Genomic DNA, 18195 nt, shown 5'->3' with positions numbered 1-18195 from the left:
AGGGCAGCGGCGGCATCTTCGCCTGCGCCGGACGGGAATCAGCCTGCATGCTGTTGGTCCCGGAGACCGGCGCGTAGCTTGTAAAAATGGCTAGCAGCTCCGCTACGGGGACAGACGGCCCCGCATCAGACGCACTCCTCAAACTCGGCAGGTTCTTCACCCGCTGGGATGAAACCGCCGACGGCCGGGCGGTTTTCCGCGAAGGCGGACGGAAGGGTGATGCCTTCTACCGGAACCGCTGGAGCCACGACAAGGTGGTGCGCTCCACGCACGGCGTGAACTGCACCGGATCCTGTTCCTGGAAGGTCTACGTCAAGGACGGGATCATCACCTGGGAAGCGCAGGAAACCGACTATCCCACCGTCGGCCCGGACCGGCCCGAGTACGAACCCCGCGGCTGCCCGCGCGGCGCTGCCTTCTCCTGGTACACCTACTCGCCCACCCGGGTCCGCTACCCCTATATCCGCGGCGTTCTGCTGGAAATGTACCGGGACGCGAAGCGTTCTTCGGGCGGCGATCCGGTGCTGGCGTGGGAAGCACTCATTGCAGATCCCGAGAAGCGCCGCACCTGGCAGCAGGCGCGCGGCAAGGGCGGGCTGGTGCGGTCCAGCTGGCAGGAAGCCCTGGAAATGACCGCGGCCGCGCACGTTGCCACGATCAAGAACTTCGGCCCGGACCGCTGCACCGGGTTCTCCCCGATCCCGGCGATGTCCATGGTCTCCCACGCTGCGGGGGCACGGTTCATCAACCTGATCGGCGGGGTGATGAACAGCTTCTATGACTGGTACGCGGACCTGCCCGTCGCCTCCCCGCAGGTCTTCGGTGACCAGACGGACGTGCCGGAATCCGGGGACTGGTGGGACGCGACCTACCTGATGATGTGGGGCTCCAACATTCCCGTGACCCGCACCCCGGACGCGCACTGGATGGTGGAAGGACGCTACCGCGGCACCAAAGTGGTCTCCGTCAGCCCGGACTACGCGGACAACACCAAATTCGCCGACGAGTGGCTGCCGGTCCAGGCCGGATCCGATGCCGCCATGGCGATGGCGATGGGGCACGTGATCCTCAAGGAGAACTTCGTGGACCGGCGGGTGCCGTTCTTCGAGGACTACGTGCTGCAGTACACGGACCTGCCGTTCCTGGTCACCCTGGTGGACGGACCGGACGGCACCACCGTGCCGGGAAAGTTCCTCACCGCCCAGGACCTGGGTGGCGGAGAGGGTTCGGCCGCCGACGCCGCGTTCAAGACTGTGCTGCTGGACCGGGCCTCCGGCGCTCCGGTAGTGCCCAACGGATCGCTGGGCTTTCGGTACAACGACGCCGACGCCGGCAAATGGAACCTGGATCTTGGGGGTGTGGTGCCCGCTCTGTCCCTGGGTGACGCCGCCGGTTGGACCGGGACCACATCCGGGGTGGACCTGCCGGTGTTCTCCGATCCCTCCGGCACCGGGACCGTGGTGCACCGCGGCGTGCCGGTGGCGCAGGTCGCCGGGAAGAAGGTCACCACGGTCTTTGACCTGATGCTGGCCCAGTACGGGGTGGGCCGGGACGGGCTGCCCGGCGACTGGGCTTCCGGGTACGACGACGCCGCCACCGCCTACACACCGGCCTGGCAGGAGGAGCTGACCTCCGTCAAACCCTCGGCTGTGATCCGCACCGCCCGGGACTTCGCGGCCAACGCTGAAAAGTCCCGTGGCCGGTCCATGATCATCCTCGGTGCCGGGATCTGCCAGTGGTACCACGGGGACGTGACCTACCGGGCGATCCTGGCCATGCTGATGCTCTGCGGCTGCGAGGGACGCAATGGCGGCGGCTGGGCGCACTACGTGGGCCAGGAGAAGTGCCGGCCCATCACCGGCTGGGCCGCCATGGCCTCGGCAGGGGACTGGAACCGGCCGCCGCGCTTTATGATCGGCACCGCGTTCTGGTACATGCACACGGACCAGTTCCGCTCCGACGGCTACTCCACGGACGGCGTGCAGTCCCCGCTGGCCGAGGGCCATCTGCGCGGCATGCACTCGGCGGACGTGATTGCCAAGTCAACCCGGATGGGCTGGATGCCGTTCTTCCCGCAGTTCGACGCGAAGAACTCCCTGGATGTGGCAGACGAGGCGGCGGCCGGCGTCGAACGCGGGGAAGCCGAAACACCGGCCCGCTGGGTGGCAGACCGGCTGAAGGAAGGGCAGCTGCGTTTCGCGGTAGAGGACATTGACGCTCCGGAGAACTGGCCGCGCACCCTCATCCTCTGGCGGTCCAACCTGCTCGGCTCCTCGGCCAAGGGCGAGGAGTACTTCCAGAAACACCTGCTCGGCACGCTGAACAACGTGCTGGGCACGGACCACGGGGATGCCCGGCCGAAGGACGTGGTGTGGCGGGAAGAAGCCCCGCAGGGCAAACTCGACCTGCTGGTCTCCGCTGACTTCCGGATGACCAGCTCCACCCTGCTTTCCGACGTCGTGTTCCCGGCCGCCACCTGGTACGAGAAATACGACCTCTCCTCCACAGACATGCACCCGTACGTGCACGCTTTCACCCCGGCAATCCCCGCACCCTGGGAAGCGAAATCGGACTTCGAGCTCTTCCGGCTGCTCTCCGTGGAGTTCTCCCGGCAGGCTGCCGCCCACCTGGGCGTCCGGAACGACCTGGTGGCCACCGCCCTCACCCACGACACCCCGGGGGAGATCGCCCAGCCCGGCGGCCACGCCCCGGACTGGAAAGGCACGGACATTCCGGCGGTGCCGGGGAAGAACATGCCCAGCCTCGCCGTCGTCGAACGGGATTACACGGCCATCGCGGACAAGTTCACGGCCATGGGCCCGCTGGCGGAAAAGCTGGGCTTCACCACCAAATACGTCACCTACAAGGTGGACAAGCAGGTGCGGCAGCTGGCGCAGAAACACGGTGTCTTCGATTCCGGTGCCGCCCGCGGCAGGCCGGCGGTGGACACCGACGCCCGGATGGCCGAGGCAATCCTGCTCTTCTCCGGCACCACCAACGGGGAACTGGCGGTCCAGGGCTTCGAAACTCTGGAACAGCGCACCGGCACACCGCTGGCTGACCTGGCGGTCGGCGCGGAAGACAAGCTCATCACCTTCCGCGACACCCAGGACCGCCCGACGCCGGTGATCACCTCCCCGGAATGGTCCGGTTCGGAGTCCGGCGGCAGGCGCTACGCCCCGTTCACCATCAACATTGAACGGCTCAAGCCCTTCCACACCCTCACCGGGCGGATGCACTTCTTCCTGGACCACGACTGGATCCGGGACATGGGGGAGGCGCTGCCGGTGTTCCGGCCGCCGCTGGACATGCACCGGCTTTTCGGTGAACCCCAGCTTGGCACCCGGGGCGAGCTGTCCGTGGCGGTGCGGTACCTGACCCCGCACAACAAATGGTCCATCCACTCCGAATACCAGGACAACCTCTTTATGCTCTCGCTCTCCCGCGGCGGCACAGCAGTGTGGATGAGCCCGCAGGACGCAGAGCTGATCCAGGTCGCGGACAACGACTGGGTGGAATGCGTGAACACCAACGGGGTGCTGGTGGGCCGGGCCATCGTCTCCAGCCGGATGCCCGCCGGAGTGGTGTACGTCCACCACGCACAGGAACGCATTATCGATACCCCCAAGTCCGAGGCGACCGGGCGGCGCGGCGGAATCCACAACTCCGTCACGCGGATCCTGGTCAAACCCAGCCACATGATCGGCGGCTACGCCCAGCTGTCCTGGGCCTTCAACTACCTGGGCCCCACGGGCAACCAGCGGGACATAGTCTCCGTAGTCCGCCGGCGCTCGCAGGAGGTGAATTTCTGATGAGGATCATGGCGCAGACGGCAATGGTCATGGCACTGGACAAGTGCATTGGCTGCCACACCTGTTCGGTGACCTGCAAGCAGGCCTGGACCAACAGGGCCGGTACTGAATACGTGTGGTTCAACAACGTTGAGACCCGGCCCGGCCAGGGGTATCCGCGGCGCTGGGAGGACCAGGAGAAATGGCGCGGCGGATGGGAAGTGAACCGGCGCGGGAACCTCAAGCTGAAGTCCGGCGGCCGGGCCGCGAAGCTCTTTGGCCTCTTCGCCTCCCCGGTGCAACCCGAGCTCAGCGACTACTACGAACCTTGGACCTACGACTATGAGAACCTCATCCAGGCACCTGCCGGGAATGATTTCCCGGTGGCCCGGCCCAAGTCCCTCATTACCGGGCAGAACATGAAGATCGAGTGGTCGGCGAACTGGGATGACAATCTGGGCGGCGCCCCGGAGCGGGCGCAGCAGGACCCGGTGGTGGAGAAGCTCCGCCGGGACGCCGAGGAGAAGGTCAAGTTTGAGTTCGACCAGACGTTCATGTTCTACCTGCCGCGGATCTGCGAACACTGCCTCAACCCGTCCTGCATGGCCTCCTGCCCCTCCGGTGCCATCTACAAGCGGGAGGAAGACGGGATTGTGCTGGTGGACCAGGACCGCTGCCGCGGCTGGCGGCAGTGCGTTACCGGCTGCCCGTACAAGAAGATGTACTTCAACCACCGTTCCGGCAAGGCGGAGAAGTGCACGTTCTGCTATCCCCGGATCGAAGTGGGGCTGCCCACCGTTTGCGCGGAGACCTGCGTGGGCCGGCTGCGGTACATCGGCATTTTCCTGTACGACGCCGACCGTGTCACCGAAGCGGCGGCCACGCCCAACGAGCAGGACCTGTACGAGGCCCAGCTGGACCTGATGATGGATCCGAACGATCCGGAAGTCATCGCCGCTGCCCGGGCCGAAGGCATCCCCGAGGACTGGCTGGACGCAGCCCGCCGGTCACCGGTGTACGCCCTGGCCAAGGAACTGCGCGTGGCGCTGCCGCTGCATCCTGAATACCGGACCATGCCGATGGTCTGGTATGTGCCTCCGCTGTCCCCGATCGTGGATGTGCTCAAGGAACAGGGGCACGACGGCGAGGACGCCTCCAACCTGTTTGGTGCCATTGAGGCGCTGCGCATCCCGGTTGAATACCTTGCGGAACTGTTCACCGCGGGAGACGCGGACCTGGTGACGGCGGTGCTGCGAAAACTGGCTGCCATGCGCGCCTACATGCGCAGCATCACCCTCGGCGACGCCCCGGACGAATCGATTGCCACGGACGTGGGCATGACCGGCGAATCGATCGTCCGGATGTACCGCCTGATGGCCGTGGCCAAGTACGAGGAGCGGTACGTCATTCCGAGCGCCCATCTGGAGGACGCCCACAACCTGGAAGAAATTGGCTGCTCCCTGGACACCGACGGCGGGCCGGGCATGGGCCAGACCGGGGTATTCGGTGAAGCATCGGGACGGCCGATGCCGGTGGCCGTGGAAAACTTCGCGGCTCTGGAAGCGCGGCAGCAGGGGGACGATCCGGCCGGAAACCGGGACATGGCCGGGCGCGTGAACCTGCTGAACTGGGACGGCCGGGGATCCCCGCGCGGGCTCTTCCCGCCCGGGCAGGGCAACGGGGGCGAGCGGCGATGAGCCTGCTGGAGAAGCTGCTGGGCAAACCCGGCAAGGGGACCATGGCCCCGGAAGCCTACGCGGACAGCAATCCCCGGCGCAGCGCCGTCGTCCGCCAGGTAGCTTCGCTGCTGCTGCAGTACCCGGATGAGGACCTGCTGGCCTCGCTGCCGCTGCTGCGCACCGCGCTGGACGAAGCCGGAGCACTGACCGAAGGCATGGAGGAGCTGTTTTCCTGGTTTGCCGCCCGGCCGCTGCCGGCCCTGCAGAGCGGTTACGTCCAGGAGTTCGACCTTTCCAAACGGCACAGCCTGCACCTGACGTACTGGACTGACGGTGACACGCGGCGGCGGGGCCAGGCGCTGGCCGGTTTCAAGGAGGTTTACCGGGAGCACGGATTGCTCCCTGAGGGCACGGAGCTGCCGGACTATCTTCCCCTGGTCCTGGAGTTCGCGGCCAAGGTGTCCCCGGCAGACGGCTACGAGCTGCTCCAGCGCTACCGCCCGTCCCTTGAACTGCTGCGGCTGGCGCTGCGGGATGCCGGCCTGCCCCACACCCATGTGCTGGCCCTGGTCTGTTCCTCCCTCCCCGGGGTCTCGCCGGAAGACGCACAGACGGTGATGCGCACGGCCGGCTACGGCCCGCCCACCGAGACAGTGGGGCTTGAACCGTACAGCTCCCGGCTGCTGCCCCTGTCCGAAAGGAACCGGCCATGAGAAGCACCGGGATGCTGCCCGCCGACTTTCCGGCCGCACTGCCGGCCTCCCTGCCGGCCGACGTCGCTCCGCCGGAGAACGTCCAGGTCACCCTGGGGGACGTCATGCTCTGGGGCGTGCTGCCCTACGTGGTGATCGCCGTCCTGGTGCTGGGATCGATCTGGCGGTACCGGTACGACCAGTTCGGCTGGACCACCCGCTCCTCCCAGCTCTACGAGGCCCGCATCCTGCGCATCGCCTCCCCGCTGTTCCACTTCGGCATCCTGGCGGTCATCGCCGGGCACTTCATCGGACTGGTCATCCCGCAGTCCTGGACCAAGGAAGCGGGCATTTCCGAAGGTCTCTACCACGCCATGGCCCTGGGGATCGGGCTCATTGCCGGTATTGGAACCATGGTGGGTGTGGTCATGCTGATCTACCGGCGGCGGACCACCGGCCCGGTCTTTATGGCGACTACCCGCAATGACAAGCTGATGTACATCGTCCTGGTTGCGGCGCTGTTCGCCGGGCTGGCGACCACCCTGATTTCAGTGTTCGATCCGAACATCACCGACTACCGCGAAACCGTCTCGCCGTGGTTCCGGTCCATTTTCATCTTCCAGCCGGACATCGCGGGGATGACCGCCGCGAGTCTGTCCTTCAAGATCCACACCCTGTGGGGACTGGCGCTGTTCGCGATCTGGCCCTTCACCCGGCTGGTGCACGCGTTCACCGCACCGCTGCAGTACATCTTCCGCCCGTATATCGTGTACCGCTCCCGCGGGAAGCGGAAGGCTCCCGGGGCGGTGCCGCCGCGACGCGGCTGGGCTCCGGTCGGCACCCCGGACCGGGACCGCAGGGGCGTTCCGCCGCAGTAAGGACCACGGAGAGGACAGCCATGGCATCGGCACCATCCGCATCTGCCGCCCCGGACCTGAAATCGGGGCAGCTGCTGAACCTGATCACGGCCACCGTGGCCTCCACCGTGGGCTTCTGGGCCTGGACCATCATCGGTCCGCTCTCCGCCCGCTACACCCAGTCCCTGGACCTGAATCCTTCCCAGGCCTCCATCCTGGTGGCCATGCCCATCCTGGTGGGTTCCCTGGCCCGGATTCCGGTGGGCGCCTGGACCGACCGGTACGGCGGGCGGCGCATGTTCACGCTGGTCCTGGGCGTGACAGCGCCGCTGGTCCTGCTCACCGCGCTCGCCGGTGAATCCGGCAGCTACGCGCTGCTGATCATCGTCGCCTTTTTCCTCGGCATCGCCGGCACCGTCTTCGCGATCGGGATTCCGTTCTGCTCCGCCTGGTATGACCGCAGCCGGAAAGGGTTCGCCACCGGGGTCTTCGGAGCCGGAATGGTGGGTACCGCGGTATCCGCGTTCTTCACGCCCCGGCTGGTGGCCGGCGTCGGGTATTTCAATGCCCACCTGATCATTGCCGGGGTGGTGGCGCTGATGGCCGTGATCAGCTGGCTGGTGCTCCGGGAATCCCCGGCCTGGAGCCGGCCCACCGAACCGACGCTGCCCAAGATCCGGCACGCGTTCACGCTGAAAGCCACCTGGCAGCTGTGCTTCCTTTACGGCATTGTGTTCGGCGCGTTCGTGGCGTTCTCCAACTACCTGCCCACCTATCTGGGCAACGTCTATAACTGGGACGCCACCGACGCCGGCACCCGGACGGCAGGCTTCGCCGTCGCCGCGGTGATCGCCCGGCCGATCGGGGGAACGATCGCGGACCGGATCGGCCCCAAGATCGTGACCCTGGTGTCCTTCGCAGGAACCGTGGTCCTGGCCATGGTGGTGGCTTTCCAGCCCAGCCAGGAGCGGGTCTACGGCACCGCGTTCCTGCTTATGGCGCTGTTCCTGGGGCTGGGTACCGGAGGAGTCTTCGCCTGGGTGGGGCGGGCCGCCCCGCCGAAGGACGTGGGCACCGTCGGCGGGATCATTGCCGCCGCCGGAGGGCTGGGCGGCTACTTCCCGCCGCTGGTCATGGGGGCAACCTACGACGCCGAGAACTCCAGCTACTTTGTGGGCCTCACCCTGCTGGCCGTCTTCGCCGCGCTGGCCCTGCTGCTGACCTTCACGGTGCGCAACGGCGGAAGAACCGACGAACGGCTCGCTTCGCAGCCTCAGGCCTAGGCCCGAAGCGGGTCCGGAGTAGAGTCGGACGATGGGTGCAACAGAGCTGATCCTCATCCGTCACGGCGAGAGCGCCGGCAACGTCGCCGCGACCCACGCCCAGCGCACCGGCGCCGAGGTGATCGACGTCGGGCTCCGCGACCCGGACGTACCGCTCAGCGGCGACGGGGAACGGCAGGCGATGGCGCTGGGCGCCTGGCTGGCGTCCCTGCCCGGCGAAGAGCGGCCGGACTCCGTCTGGTGTTCGCCGTACCTGCGGGCCCGGCAGACAGCTGAGCTGGCTGGTCTGTCCCCGTTCCGGGTGGACGAGCGGCTGCGGGACCGGGAACTGGGCATCCTTGACCTGCTGACTTCCCGCGGGGTCGCTGTGCGCTATCCGGTGGAAGCCGAACGCAAACAGTGGCTGGGGAAATTCGCCTACCGTCCGCCGGGCGGGGAGTCCTGGGCGGACGTCGCACTTCGGCTGCGCTCGCTGCTGAGGGACCTCGACGACGCCGAGGACGGGCACCGCGTGGCGGTGGTCTGCCACGACGCGGTGATCCTGCTGCTGCGCTACGTCTGTGAAGGCCTGCTGGAAGCCGAACTGCTGGACATCGCCTCAGCGAACAGCGTGCGCAACGGGTCAATTACCCGTCTGGTGCGTCCCTCCGGCACCGGTTTCTGGAACGTGGCAGCCTTCAACGGCGTAGACCATCTGGCCGCGGGCGGCGCCCCGGTCACCGAGCATGCAGGAGATGAAAATGTCCACCCGCGCTGAGCTGGTCACCCCTGCACTGCTGCGCTCCTGGCAGGTATCCCGCGACGCTGAAGGCAAGGACGACCGCGGGACGGTCCTGGTGGTCGGCGGTGCCCGCCGGACGCCGGGTGCCGCGATTCTTACCGGCCGGACAGCGCTGCGTGCCGGCGCCGGCCGGCTGACCCTGGCCGTGGCCGAAGCGGCCGCCGTCGCCTCCGCGGTCTCGCTTCCCGAGTGCGGCACGGTCGGGCTTCCGGAAAACGGCGGGCGCATCAACGGCAAAGCTGCCGCCGACGCGCTGGGCACCGATCTGGAAACCGCTGACGTCCTGGTGGTGGGGCCGGGGCTGGACAACGCGGAGGACACTGCGGACCTGCTGCGCAGCATCAGCTCCCGGATTCCCCAGGACGCATCATTGGTGCTGGATGCCTACGCCCTGGGTGTCCTGCCAGGGCTGCCCGAACTGAGGGAGGTGCTCTCCGGCAGGCTGGTGCTCACACCCAACAAGACCGAAGCCGCTCGCCTGCTGGACACCGGGGAGGTGGAGGACGCCGACGCCGCTGCCCTGGAAATTGCCCGCCGCTACGGTGCTGTGGTCACCAGCAAGGGACGGATCACCGCATCGGACGGACGTGCCTGGGAGATCCCGGCCGGCAACCCGGGCCTGGCAACCTCCGGCAGCGGAGACGTCCTGGCCGGAGCCGTGGCAGGATTCCTGGCCCGCGGAGCATCCCCGGACCAGGCTGCCTGCTGGGGAACCTACCTGCACGCCGCCGCGGGGGACAGGCTCTCTTCCTCGAAGGGACCGCTGAGTTTCCTGGCGAGCGAACTGCTCGAGGCCATGCCCTCCGTGATGACGGAACTGACGGTCTAGAGCCGTACCCTCCGCTAATCCTGCCGGACGGTCAGGACGATGGAGCCCTGAACCATGCCGGACTCGAGACGGTCCATGGCAGCCCGGGCGTCGGCGAGGGGGAACCGGCTGTCAATAGGCGGCTTAACTGCACCGGATTCAAGCAGGCCGTTCAGCCGCTGAAGTTCCACACCGCTCTCCTTCGCAAGAACATTCCTGAACCGCCGGCGGCCCCGGTCAAGCAGGGAGAGGACACCCCCGGCCAACTGGCGCTCGATCATTCCTCCGGTCACCCTGCCGCCCTCCTCGCCGCCCACCAGTGCGGCGGTTCCGCCCGGTTTCAGGGCCCGCCGAAGCTTGGCCAGCGGAGGATTACCGGCAAGATCGATGATCGCGTCGTAGGTCTCCGCTGACGCAGCGAAGTCCTCCGACCGGTAGTCCAGCACGCGGCTTGCCCCGAGTTCGCGAACAAAACCCGCCTTGGCCGCGGAACAGGAACCGGTAACCTCTGCTCCGGCGGCAACCGCAAGCTGCACAGCGAGGCTGCCTACGCCGCCGGAGGCACCGGTAATGAGGACCCGCTGCCCGCCGGAGACCTTCGCGACGTCTGCCACCGCCTGTAGGGCGGTCAGCCCGGAAACCGGAACCACGGCGGCCTGTTCGAAATCCAGCCCTGCCGGCATCGGGGCCAGTTTATGTTCGGGCGCTGCCGCGTAGCCGGCGAAAGTGCCTTTTCCGATTCCGTAGACCCGGTCTCCGGGCTGAAACCGTGTGACTGAGGCTCCGACGGCGGCCACGATCCCGCCAAGGTTCAGCCCTGCTACGGACCGGCGCGGACTGCGGATACCGAAGAACGCCCGCAGCAGGTACGGCCTGCCCGTCATGACGTGCCAGGTTCCCCTGGCGAGTCCGGCGGCATACACCTGCACGAGAACCTCTTTGTCCGTGATGTGGGGAAGAGGCATTGTTTGCAGGCTGAGGACTTCCGGCCCGCCGTAGCCGCTCTGAACGATGGCCGGCATGTGCGCAGGCAGTCCGGCGGGCTGGTCCGGTTTGGGCCGGTCAAGCGGAGGGCGGGAACTGATTCCAAACATAAGGTGTCCTTCCGTGCTGCAGTCCGTAAACCGTACTAAGTAAGGGAGAACCTACCTTACTTAGTACGGGAGCGGTAGAGTTGGCGGAAATGAAAGAACAACCGGATTCCTCCCGCCCGCCGCTGACCCGTGAATTGGTGCTCCGCCGCGCGGCTGGACTCGCCGACGAAGGCGGGCTGGGTGCGCTCACCATGCGTTCCCTCGCGCAGGCACTGGGGGTCAAGCCCATGTCCCTCTATCACCACGTGGCCAACAAGGAGGAAATCCTGGACGGCCTGGTAGACCTCGTCTTCGCGGAAGTTGAGCTCCCCTCCGACGGGCCGTGGCGCGAGGAGATGGAGCGCCGGGCTGCATCCCTGCGGAGCGCCCTCGGCAGGCATCCGTGGTCGGTCGGGCTGCTGGAAACGCGCACGTCTCCTGGTGCTGCAACCTTGGAGCACCACAATGCTGTGCTGCGTGTGCTGCGGAAAGCCGGGTTCAGCATTGAAGGAGCAGGGCATGCATACGCACTGCTGGACAGCTATATCTACGGATTCGCGCTGCAGGAAGCGGGCCTGCCGGTCGGTACTCCGGACTCAGACCCCGAGGTGGTGGAGGCAATGGCGCGGTCCTTCGCTCCGTCCGAACTGCCGTATCTCGCCGAAACGGCCATATATCGGGTGATGCAGCCGGGCTATGCCTTCGGAGATGAGTTCGGGTTTGGCCTTGGGATCATCCTGGACGGGCTGGAAGGGCTCCTGACCCGTGAGCGCGAGTTGGCTGCGGAATAGCAGGCGGCTGATGCCTGCGCGCGGCCTGGCCGATAGTGTGGATTGATGGCAACACCTGACCTCCCGGCCCAATCACGCCGCACTGTCCTGCAGGAAGCGCCGCTGTCCTACCGCTTCACCAAGACCGACGGCGCGGCCCTGGCCTTCTATGTCGGTGCGATGCTGCTGCTGAGCCTGACGCCGGTGGCGCTCGCGGTGACCGCCGTGATCACGGACCCGGTAACGGCGTCGTACGCCGTGAACTTCACGTTCTACCTGATCGCCGGAATCCTCGCACTGGTTGCCGCCCGGGAGTACGTGGTGCGCGAAACCAGGATCCTGGCGACGCGGCCCTGGCTCACGCTGGGCGTGATTCCGCTGTCCATCATCGCGATGCTGGTCGCCACGATGATCCTGGTACTCCTGACCGGCCCGCCGGAAACCGCAGTGAACCAAGTTGCGGCACAGGACCTGATGACGTCGGTGTCCCCGTGGCTGATCGTGCCGCTTTTCGTAGTGCTTGCCCCGTTTGTGGAGGAGTACATCTACCGCCACCTGCTGATTGGAAAGCTGTCGCGGCGGGTGAATATCTGGGTGTGCAGCCTACTCTCCGTGCTTGTCTTCTCCGGCATCCACGTGCTGGGGGAGTCTGAGTTCTCCCTGGCCGTGCTGGTGCCGTACCTGGCCATGGGAGCTGTGCTGGTGGGAGTCTACGTCTGGGCAGGAAATAACTTCATGCTGTCCTACTTTGTGCACGCGGCGAAGAACCTGCTGGCCGTGGTCCTGACCTACGCTGTGCCGGCGGAGCTGCTGCAGTAGTAACGCCGGTGCCTGGCTGCTGTCACAGCCCGGTTCAGGGAATAAGTCCGAACGGTCAGCGGAGCTCGGACACAATGATCGCCGCTGTACCGGGCTCCTTGGCGTGAAAAACGTGCGGTGCGTCACCGCGGTACGCCAGATAGTCGCCCGGCTGCAGCAGTACGGTTTCCGTGTCCGGGCCGACGGCGGCGGATCCGGCGATGAGGACCACGTGCTCGACGGTGCCCGGTTGGTGTGGCGCGGACCGCTTTGCCTCACCGGGTTCGGCCTTAACCAGGTATATGTCCCGGCGTGCTCCGGGAGGGCATGCGGAGAGCAGCGATGCGTTGTAGTTGGCCGACGTGGCGGGAACCTCCTGCGCGGCGTCTGCCCTGACCAGGACAGGTCCGGCGGCCCCGGGGTCCACCAGCGAAGAGAACGGGAGGCCGAGTGCATCACTAAGCGCCCACAGAGTCTCCACGGTCGGGTTGCCCGTACCCGATTCGAGTTGGGACACGTTCCCCTTGGAGATGCCAGCCCGCCGAGCCAGCTCGGCTGCGCTCCAGCCGGCGCGGAGCCGTTCCCTTCGGACTGCTGCTCCGATGCGCTGTTGAAGTTCGGGATCTGCCATCCGTTCACTATACGAAACTGCCTGCAGGACGTTGACGATGGTTAGGTGCTGTGTTCATTATAATGAACATGAGTTCATTCAGAATAAGCAAACCGGTGTGGAGCGCCGCCGAATCATGGTCTATAGCAGCGGCCGTGCTGGTCGTCGGGGTCTCTTATGGTGCCCTCGCCGTCCAGGCGGGATTTCCCCCGTGGCTGACGGTGGCGCTTGCCGTCACCGTGCTGGCTGCCTCAGCCGAACTGCTGTTCGTGGGAGGCCTTATAGCGGAGGTATCGCCCTTGGCTGCTGCATTGGGAGCGCTGGTCGTCAATTTGCGAAACGGTGTATACGGATTTGCTGCCTCCCGGTACCTCGGGTCGGGGTGGGCACGTCTGGCAGGGGCGCACCTGATCAATGATGAGACCGTTGCCTACGCCTCGAGGGCGGACGGCCTGAGCGCACAGCGGAGGGCCTTTTGGGGCTTAGGCGGAGCGGTCCTGTGCGCGTGGCCCCTTGGCGCCGGCTTGGGAACAGTTCTTGGGCATGTGGTCGCCGACCCTGCGGTGCTGGGGCTGGACGCGGTATTCCCCGCCGTCCTCCTGGTCATGCTTCTTGGGAACCTGCGGGACCGGCGCACGGCGGTGACCGTCGCCGGCGGGGCAGTGATTGCCGCGGCCGCTGCCCCGCTGGTTCCCGGCGGGGCAGCTCCCATGGTGGCGTTGGCAGCCCTCGCTCTGCTGATGCTTCCTGTGGGAGGACGTCATGGTGGACGCTGAGGTGCTGGTTGCTTGTGCAGTCCTGGCCGGTGCTACCTACCTGGTGCGCCTGGCCGGAGTGGCTCTGGGGCCGCGGGACGCCTTGTCCGAAGCTGCCGACCGAACGGCTGATGCAGCAATCGGAGTGGTGCTCGCCGGCGTCGCCGTCACCTCGACCCTGTACGACGGACAGCAGCCGGCAGATTGGCAGAGGATCGCCGGCGTGCTGGCTGGTGCTGGCGCCGCGGTGTTGCGGCTGCCCCTGATTGTGGTTCTCCTGGTCGCAGGAGGCACGGCCTGCGTGCTGCGGCAGCTTAGCTGATGCAGAACTCGTTGCCCTCCGGGTCGGCCATCGTGTACCAGAGATGCGGACCCTGGCTGGCCTCCCAGAGGAACGTGGCGCCGCGGGCTTCAAGGGCTGCGCGGGTGGCGTTGATGTCCTCGCCAGAGAGCCGGATGTCCAGGTGGATCCGGTCCTTGACCGTCTTGGGCTCCGGAACCGGCTGGAACAGGATGCGCATGGGAGTCACCGGGGATCCCGGCGGAACCGGCTGCAGGACCGCTGATCCGGCCGCCCACATTCGGGTTCCGTTGTGGTCAATGACGTCATCCGGGGAGGCAAAGCCCTTCGCGAGCATTTCGTCGATGAAGTCCTGGTTGGTTTCCTCGACCGGCCAGCCGAGGGTTTCCGCCCACCAGTCGGCCTGGTCGTGGGCGTTCTTGCAGTCGATGCAGATCTGGATGTCGTAAGCCATAGGGCCAAACCTAGAGCAGCTTCGGCCGTGCGGCCTTCATAATGCGGACAAGTGCCGTCCGGAATCGGGCCTGCCCCTAGACTGGGCGGCACATATGGCAGGGGGAATGATGCTTGAGTTCCACGACGACGCAATGCTGCGGCTGCAGGGCATGCAGCCCAACTGGATGGCACCAAAGCCCATTCCTGCAGGCTTGGACGCCCTTCTGAGGTGGCCGGCGCTTTTTCGGAACCTGCCGCAGCGCGAGGCCACTGCTGTGCGGGAGGCCTGTGCTGCCGTCTGGTGTGCGGGATGGACTGCTCCGGACCGGCGGGACGTAGCGGACCTTGTGGCGGAGATCGGGGGCGAAATCGACCTTACGGAGTATCGGCGTCGTATGCGGCTGCGTTACCCGAATGCCCCGGAAGAACCGTCACGTGTTTGACCGCCCCTGCCTGTTCTGCGATTGTTTATAGAACGATTGGTCGGTAAATCCGGCAGCCGTGCGGGCAGCGAAGCCCGGCGGCGAACTGGCAACTCTTTGGGAGCAGACATGGCTGAGGCTTTTCTCGTTGGCGGAGTGCGGACCCCGGTGGGCCGCTACGGAGGTGCGCTGTCCAGCGTCCGTCCCGATGACCTCGCAGCACTGACACTGCGTGAACTCGTAGCCCGCGAAGGCCTGGACCCCGCCGTCGTGGACGAAGTCATCCTCGGCAATGCCAACGGTGCAGGCGAAGAAAACCGCAACGTGGCACGCATGGCTGCCCTCCTGGCAGGGTTCCCGGACACCGTCCCGGGCATCACCGTGAACCGCCTTTGCGCCTCGGGCCTCTCCGCGATCATCATGGCCTCGCACATGATCAAGGCAGGCGCCGCGGACATCGTCATCGCCGGCGGCACTGAGTCCATGAGCCGTGCTCCCTGGGTAACCGAGAAGCCGACCAAGGCCTTCGCCAAGCCCGGAGACACCTTCGACACCTCGATCGGCTGGCGCTTCGCCAACGAGCGCTTCGTCTCCGGCGATCTCTCCCGCGACGGGAAGATGACCTACTCGATGCCGGAAACCGCCGAAGAACTGGCCTCCACAGACAGCATCTCGCGTGAAGACGCCGACGCGTTCGCCGTCCGCTCCCACGAAAACGCCCTGGCTGCCATCGCTGCCGGACGCTTCAAGGACGAAATCGTTCCCGTCACTGTCAAGGGCCGCAAGGGCGACACGGTTGTTGACACCGATGAAGGGCCCCGCGAAGGCACCACCCTGGAAGTCCTGTCCAAGCTGCGCCCGGTGGTCAAGCCCGGCGGAATCGTCACCGCAGGCAACGCCAGCTCCCTGAACGACGGCGCCTCGGCGATCATCATCGCCTCCGAGCGCGCCATCAAGGAATACGGGCTGACCGCCCGCGCCCGGATCGTAGACGGCGCCTCCGCCGGTGTCCCGCCGGAAATCATGGGCATCGGCCCGGTCCCGGCCACGCAGAAGGTCCTGCAGCGCAGCAGCATCAGCCTGGACCAGGTTGGCGCCTTCGAGCTCAACGAAGCTTTCGCCACGCAGTCCCTGGCCTGCATCCGCCGCCTCGGCGTCGACGAGGGCATCGTGAACAACGACGGCGGCGCCATCGCGCTCGGCCACCCGCTCGGCTCCTCCGGCTCCCGCATCGCCATCACCCTGCTGGGCCGGATGGAACGTGAAGGCGCCTCGCACGGCATCGCCACGATGTGCGTCGGCGTCGGGCAGGGAACCGCCATGCTGATCGAGGCCGTGTAGTGCAGGACTTCGCGGAAGTCTCCGCGCACTTCACCACGCTTAAGGTCACCATCGGAGAAGACCGCATCTCCGCGGTCCTGAACCGGCCCGAGGTCCGCAACGCCATCGACCAGGCCATGGTCGATGAACTGCACGCCCTGTGCGCAGAACTCGAACACAACCCGAAGATCCTGATCCTCTCCGGCTCCAACGGTATTTTCGCCTCGGGCGCGGACATTGCGCAGCTGCGCGAGCGCCGCCGCGAGGACGCCCTGCGCGGAATCAATTCCACCATCTTCCACCGCATTGCCAAGCTGCCCATGCCGGTTATCGCCGCGCTGGACGGCTTCGCGCTGGGCGGGGGAGCGGAGCTGGCCTTCGCCGCCGATTTCCGGATTGCCACGCCGTCGGTGAAGATCGGCAACCCGGAAACGTCGCTGGGCATCATGGCTGCGGCCGGAGCCACCTGGCGCCTGAAGGAACTCGTCGGAGAACCGCTGGCCAAGGAAATCCTTCTTGCCGGCCGGATCCTGAATGCCGAGGAAGCCCTGGCCGCCCGCCTGGTCGCCGAGGTCCATGAGGCAGCTGACCTGCTCACGGCCGCCAATGCGCTGGCCGACCGGATCGCCAAGCAGGACCCTCTGGCCGTACGCATCACCAAGTCCGTGTTCGCTGCGCCCGCCGAGGCGCACCCCGTGATCGACACCCTCGCCCAGGGCATCCTCTTCGAGTCCGAGGCGAAGTTCGACCGTATGCAGGCTTTCCTGGAAAGGAAGAAAAAGAAATGACAGTTCCCTCCAAGGTTGGTGTCCTCGGCGGCGGCCGCATGGGGGCCGGCATCGCCCACGCCTTCTGCACCGCCGGCGCGTCCGTCGTCGTCGTCGAGCGCGACGATGACGCAGCGAAGGCCGCCTACGAGCGCGTAGCCGGCAACCTCGCCAAGAGCGTTGAGCGCGGCACCACGGAAGAGACCCTCGAAGCGCTGACGGCCCGCCTGAGCGTGTCCACCGACTACGCCGATTTCGCCGGTTCCGGCCTAGTGGTCGAAGCGGTTCCGGAAGACTTCTCCCTCAAGGCCACCGCCCTGACAGCTGTGGAGGAACAGCTCGACGCCGATGCCTGGCTCGCGTCGAACACCTCCTCGCTGTCCGTTTCTGAGCTGGCAGAGAAGCTGCAGCGCCCCGAGCGGTTCTGCGGCCTGCACTTCTTCAACCCGGTTCCGGCTTCCACGCTGATCGAGGTTGTCCTGGGCAAGGAGACCTCAGAGGAGCTTGCGTCCGCCGCCCGGACCTGGGTGGCAGACCTCGGCAAGACACCCGTCGTCGTCAATGACGCCCCGGGCTTCGCCAGCTCCCGCCTGGGTGTGGCGATCGCCCTTGAGGCCATGCGCATGGTCGAAGAGGGAGTGGCCTCTGCCGAAGACATCGACGCCGCCATGGTCCTGGGTTACAAGCACCCCACCGGTCCGCTGAAGACCACGGACATTGTGGGACTGGACGTGCGCCTGGGCATCGCCGAGTACCTTGCCTCCACCCTCGGTCCGCGCTTTGAGCCGCCGCAGATCCTGCGGGACAAGGTGGCCCGCGGTGAACTCGGCCGTAAGTCCGGCAAGGGCTTCTTCGACTGGAGCTAGTTTCCGCAGACGGCAGCCCGCATGCTCCCGGCCCCAAGGCCCGGCTCATGCGGGCTGCTGCGTTAGGAGCCGCTTGGTGTCCCGCCTTGCCGGACCTCCCCAACCGAGGGTTCCGCTGAAATCTTTGGGGAGATAAAGCGCTTATGGAGGTGCGGCCCGCATCTTTTGGGGACATAACGCTGTTTAG

18 protein-coding genes are annotated in these 18195 nt (G+C 66.5%); 15 read left to right on the top strand and 3 right to left on the bottom strand.

Annotated features, from left to right (window positions below; translation table 11 throughout):
• Positions 1-86 precede the first annotated feature (86 nt).
• From ACWGQ2_RS05655 to ACWGQ2_RS05625, 7 genes are all read left to right on the top strand, one after another.
• Entirely contained in the window at positions 87-3812 is a 3726-nt protein-coding gene (locus tag ACWGQ2_RS05655) for a nitrate reductase subunit alpha (RefSeq protein ID WP_452015145.1), read from the top strand.
• Positions 3812-5488: a nitrate reductase subunit beta gene (narH, locus tag ACWGQ2_RS05650; protein WP_452015143.1), complete on the top strand. Its 1677-nt coding sequence runs from the start codon at positions 3812-3814 to the stop codon at positions 5486-5488. Before ACWGQ2_RS05655 ends, narH begins: the two co-directional genes overlap by 1 nt.
• Positions 5485-6183, top strand: coding sequence for a nitrate reductase molybdenum cofactor assembly chaperone (narJ, locus tag ACWGQ2_RS05645; RefSeq protein ID WP_452015141.1), 699 nt, complete (start codon positions 5485-5487; stop codon positions 6181-6183). Before narH ends, narJ begins: the two co-directional genes overlap by 4 nt.
• A 104-nt stretch (positions 6184-6287) precedes the next feature.
• Positions 6288-7040 (top strand): respiratory nitrate reductase subunit gamma, encoded by a 753-nt coding sequence (gene narI, locus ACWGQ2_RS05640; RefSeq protein WP_452015366.1) that lies wholly within the window; start codon positions 6288-6290, stop codon positions 7038-7040.
• 20 nt (positions 7041-7060) lie between these two features.
• Entirely contained in the window at positions 7061-8302 is a 1242-nt protein-coding gene (locus tag ACWGQ2_RS05635; RefSeq protein WP_452015139.1) for a nitrate/nitrite transporter, read from the top strand.
• 31 nt (positions 8303-8333) lie between these two features.
• Positions 8334-9059: a histidine phosphatase family protein gene (locus ACWGQ2_RS05630; RefSeq protein WP_452015137.1), complete on the top strand. Its 726-nt coding sequence runs from the start codon at positions 8334-8336 to the stop codon at positions 9057-9059.
• Positions 9043-9912, top strand: coding sequence for an NAD(P)H-hydrate dehydratase (locus ACWGQ2_RS05625; RefSeq protein ID WP_452015135.1), 870 nt, complete (start codon positions 9043-9045; stop codon positions 9910-9912). Before ACWGQ2_RS05630 ends, ACWGQ2_RS05625 begins: the two co-directional genes overlap by 17 nt.
• Positions 9913-9926: 14 nt before the next feature.
• On the opposite strand, the gene ACWGQ2_RS05620 is transcribed toward ACWGQ2_RS05625, so the two are convergent.
• Positions 9927-10856 carry an NAD(P)-dependent alcohol dehydrogenase gene (locus ACWGQ2_RS05620; RefSeq protein ID WP_452015133.1) on the bottom strand — a complete coding sequence of 310 codons (930 nt, stop codon included), beginning with the start codon at positions 10854-10856 and terminating at the stop codon, positions 9927-9929.
• A 218-nt stretch (positions 10857-11074) separates the two neighbouring features.
• Here ACWGQ2_RS05620 and ACWGQ2_RS05615 point away from each other — a divergent pair, with 218 nt between their 5' ends.
• Both ACWGQ2_RS05615 and ACWGQ2_RS05610 read left to right on the top strand, forming a co-directional pair.
• Positions 11075-11755, top strand: a complete 681-nt coding sequence (locus ACWGQ2_RS05615; RefSeq protein ID WP_452015131.1) for a TetR/AcrR family transcriptional regulator — start codon at positions 11075-11077, stop codon at positions 11753-11755.
• 45 nt (positions 11756-11800) lie between these two features.
• On the top strand, positions 11801-12553 hold the full coding sequence (locus tag ACWGQ2_RS05610; RefSeq protein ID WP_452015129.1) for a CPBP family intramembrane glutamic endopeptidase: 753 nt from the start codon (positions 11801-11803) through the stop codon (positions 12551-12553).
• Between the two features lie 55 nt (positions 12554-12608).
• Here ACWGQ2_RS05610 and ACWGQ2_RS05605 read toward each other — a convergent pair whose 3' ends face one another.
• Positions 12609-13163, bottom strand: coding sequence for a helix-turn-helix domain-containing protein (locus tag ACWGQ2_RS05605; RefSeq protein WP_400486216.1), 555 nt, complete (start codon positions 13161-13163; stop codon positions 12609-12611).
• 68 nt (positions 13164-13231) lie between these two features.
• Here ACWGQ2_RS05605 and ACWGQ2_RS05600 point away from each other — a divergent pair, with 68 nt between their 5' ends.
• Positions 13232-13918: an AzlC family ABC transporter permease gene (locus ACWGQ2_RS05600; RefSeq protein WP_400486218.1), complete on the top strand. Its 687-nt coding sequence runs from the start codon at positions 13232-13234 to the stop codon at positions 13916-13918.
• Positions 13905-14219, top strand: a complete 315-nt coding sequence (locus tag ACWGQ2_RS05595; protein WP_400486220.1) for an AzlD domain-containing protein — start codon at positions 13905-13907, stop codon at positions 14217-14219. The genes ACWGQ2_RS05600 and ACWGQ2_RS05595 overlap by 14 nt, the downstream gene beginning before the upstream one ends.
• Here ACWGQ2_RS05595 and ACWGQ2_RS05590 read toward each other — a convergent pair.
• A complete protein-coding gene (locus ACWGQ2_RS05590) occupies positions 14212-14652 on the bottom strand; it encodes a VOC family protein (RefSeq protein ID WP_152226179.1) in 441 nt (146 codons plus the stop codon). The genes ACWGQ2_RS05595 and ACWGQ2_RS05590 overlap by 8 nt on opposite strands.
• A 94-nt stretch (positions 14653-14746) precedes the next feature.
• Here ACWGQ2_RS05590 and ACWGQ2_RS05585 point away from each other — a divergent pair, with 94 nt between their 5' ends.
• The 4 genes from ACWGQ2_RS05585 (at position 14747) to ACWGQ2_RS05570 (ending at position 18008) form a co-directional block, all read left to right on the top strand.
• On the top strand, positions 14747-15076 hold the full coding sequence (locus ACWGQ2_RS05585) for an antitoxin VbhA family protein (protein ID WP_387012761.1): 330 nt from the start codon (positions 14747-14749) through the stop codon (positions 15074-15076).
• A gap of 108 nt (positions 15077-15184) precedes the next feature.
• Positions 15185-16396 (top strand): thiolase family protein, encoded by a 1212-nt coding sequence (locus tag ACWGQ2_RS05580; RefSeq protein WP_452015125.1) that lies wholly within the window; start codon positions 15185-15187, stop codon positions 16394-16396.
• Positions 16396-17163 carry an enoyl-CoA hydratase/isomerase family protein gene (locus ACWGQ2_RS05575; RefSeq protein WP_452015123.1) on the top strand — a complete coding sequence of 256 codons (768 nt, stop codon included), beginning with the start codon at positions 16396-16398 and terminating at the stop codon, positions 17161-17163. Before ACWGQ2_RS05580 ends, ACWGQ2_RS05575 begins: the two co-directional genes overlap by 1 nt.
• The gene (locus ACWGQ2_RS05570) at positions 17160-18008 is read left to right on the top strand and encodes a 3-hydroxyacyl-CoA dehydrogenase family protein (protein WP_452015121.1); all 849 of its coding nucleotides are present in this window, start codon (positions 17160-17162) and stop codon (positions 18006-18008) included. Before ACWGQ2_RS05575 ends, ACWGQ2_RS05570 begins: the two co-directional genes overlap by 4 nt.
• Positions 18009-18195: the final 187 nt, after the last annotated feature.

Source organism: Arthrobacter sp. NPDC055585, assembly GCF_053619115.1.
Note: the sequence above shows the minus strand (reverse complement) of the source record. Positions and strands in the feature narration are given on the sequence as shown.

Bases quoted from the DNA above. Each gene is read 5' to 3' on its own strand.
- ACWGQ2_RS05610 (WP_452015129.1), top strand. From the start codon at position 11,801: ATGGCAACACCTGACCTCCCGGCCCAATCACGCCGCACTGTCCTGCAG.
- ACWGQ2_RS05585 (WP_387012761.1), top strand. From the start codon at position 14,747: ATGGCAGGGGGAATGATGCTTGAGTTCCACGACGACGCAATGCTGCGG.
- ACWGQ2_RS05635 (WP_452015139.1), top strand. From the start codon at position 7,061: ATGGCATCGGCACCATCCGCATCTGCCGCCCCGGACCTGAAATCGGGG.
- narH (WP_452015143.1), top strand. From the start codon at position 3,812: ATGAGGATCATGGCGCAGACGGCAATGGTCATGGCACTGGACAAGTGC.
- narJ (WP_452015141.1), top strand. From the start codon at position 5,485: ATGAGCCTGCTGGAGAAGCTGCTGGGCAAACCCGGCAAGGGGACCATG.
- ACWGQ2_RS05600 (WP_400486218.1), top strand. From the start codon at position 13,232: ATGAGTTCATTCAGAATAAGCAAACCGGTGTGGAGCGCCGCCGAATCA.
- ACWGQ2_RS05590 (WP_152226179.1), bottom strand. From the start codon at position 14,652: ATGGCTTACGACATCCAGATCTGCATCGACTGCAAGAACGCCCACGAC.
- ACWGQ2_RS05605 (WP_400486216.1), bottom strand. From the start codon at position 13,163: ATGGCAGATCCCGAACTTCAACAGCGCATCGGAGCAGCAGTCCGAAGG.
- ACWGQ2_RS05625 (WP_452015135.1), top strand. From the start codon at position 9,043: ATGTCCACCCGCGCTGAGCTGGTCACCCCTGCACTGCTGCGCTCCTGG.
- ACWGQ2_RS05580 (WP_452015125.1), top strand. From the start codon at position 15,185: ATGGCTGAGGCTTTTCTCGTTGGCGGAGTGCGGACCCCGGTGGGCCGC.
- ACWGQ2_RS05630 (WP_452015137.1), top strand. From the start codon at position 8,334: ATGGGTGCAACAGAGCTGATCCTCATCCGTCACGGCGAGAGCGCCGGC.
- ACWGQ2_RS05615 (WP_452015131.1), top strand. From the start codon at position 11,075: ATGAAAGAACAACCGGATTCCTCCCGCCCGCCGCTGACCCGTGAATTG.
- ACWGQ2_RS05620 (WP_452015133.1), bottom strand. From the start codon at position 10,856: ATGCCTCTTCCCCACATCACGGACAAAGAGGTTCTCGTGCAGGTGTAT.
- ACWGQ2_RS05595 (WP_400486220.1), top strand. From the start codon at position 13,905: ATGGTGGACGCTGAGGTGCTGGTTGCTTGTGCAGTCCTGGCCGGTGCT.
- ACWGQ2_RS05655 (WP_452015145.1), top strand. From the start codon at position 87: ATGGCTAGCAGCTCCGCTACGGGGACAGACGGCCCCGCATCAGACGCA.
- ACWGQ2_RS05570 (WP_452015121.1), top strand. From the start codon at position 17,160: ATGACAGTTCCCTCCAAGGTTGGTGTCCTCGGCGGCGGCCGCATGGGG.
- narI (WP_452015366.1), top strand. From the start codon at position 6,288: ATGCTCTGGGGCGTGCTGCCCTACGTGGTGATCGCCGTCCTGGTGCTG.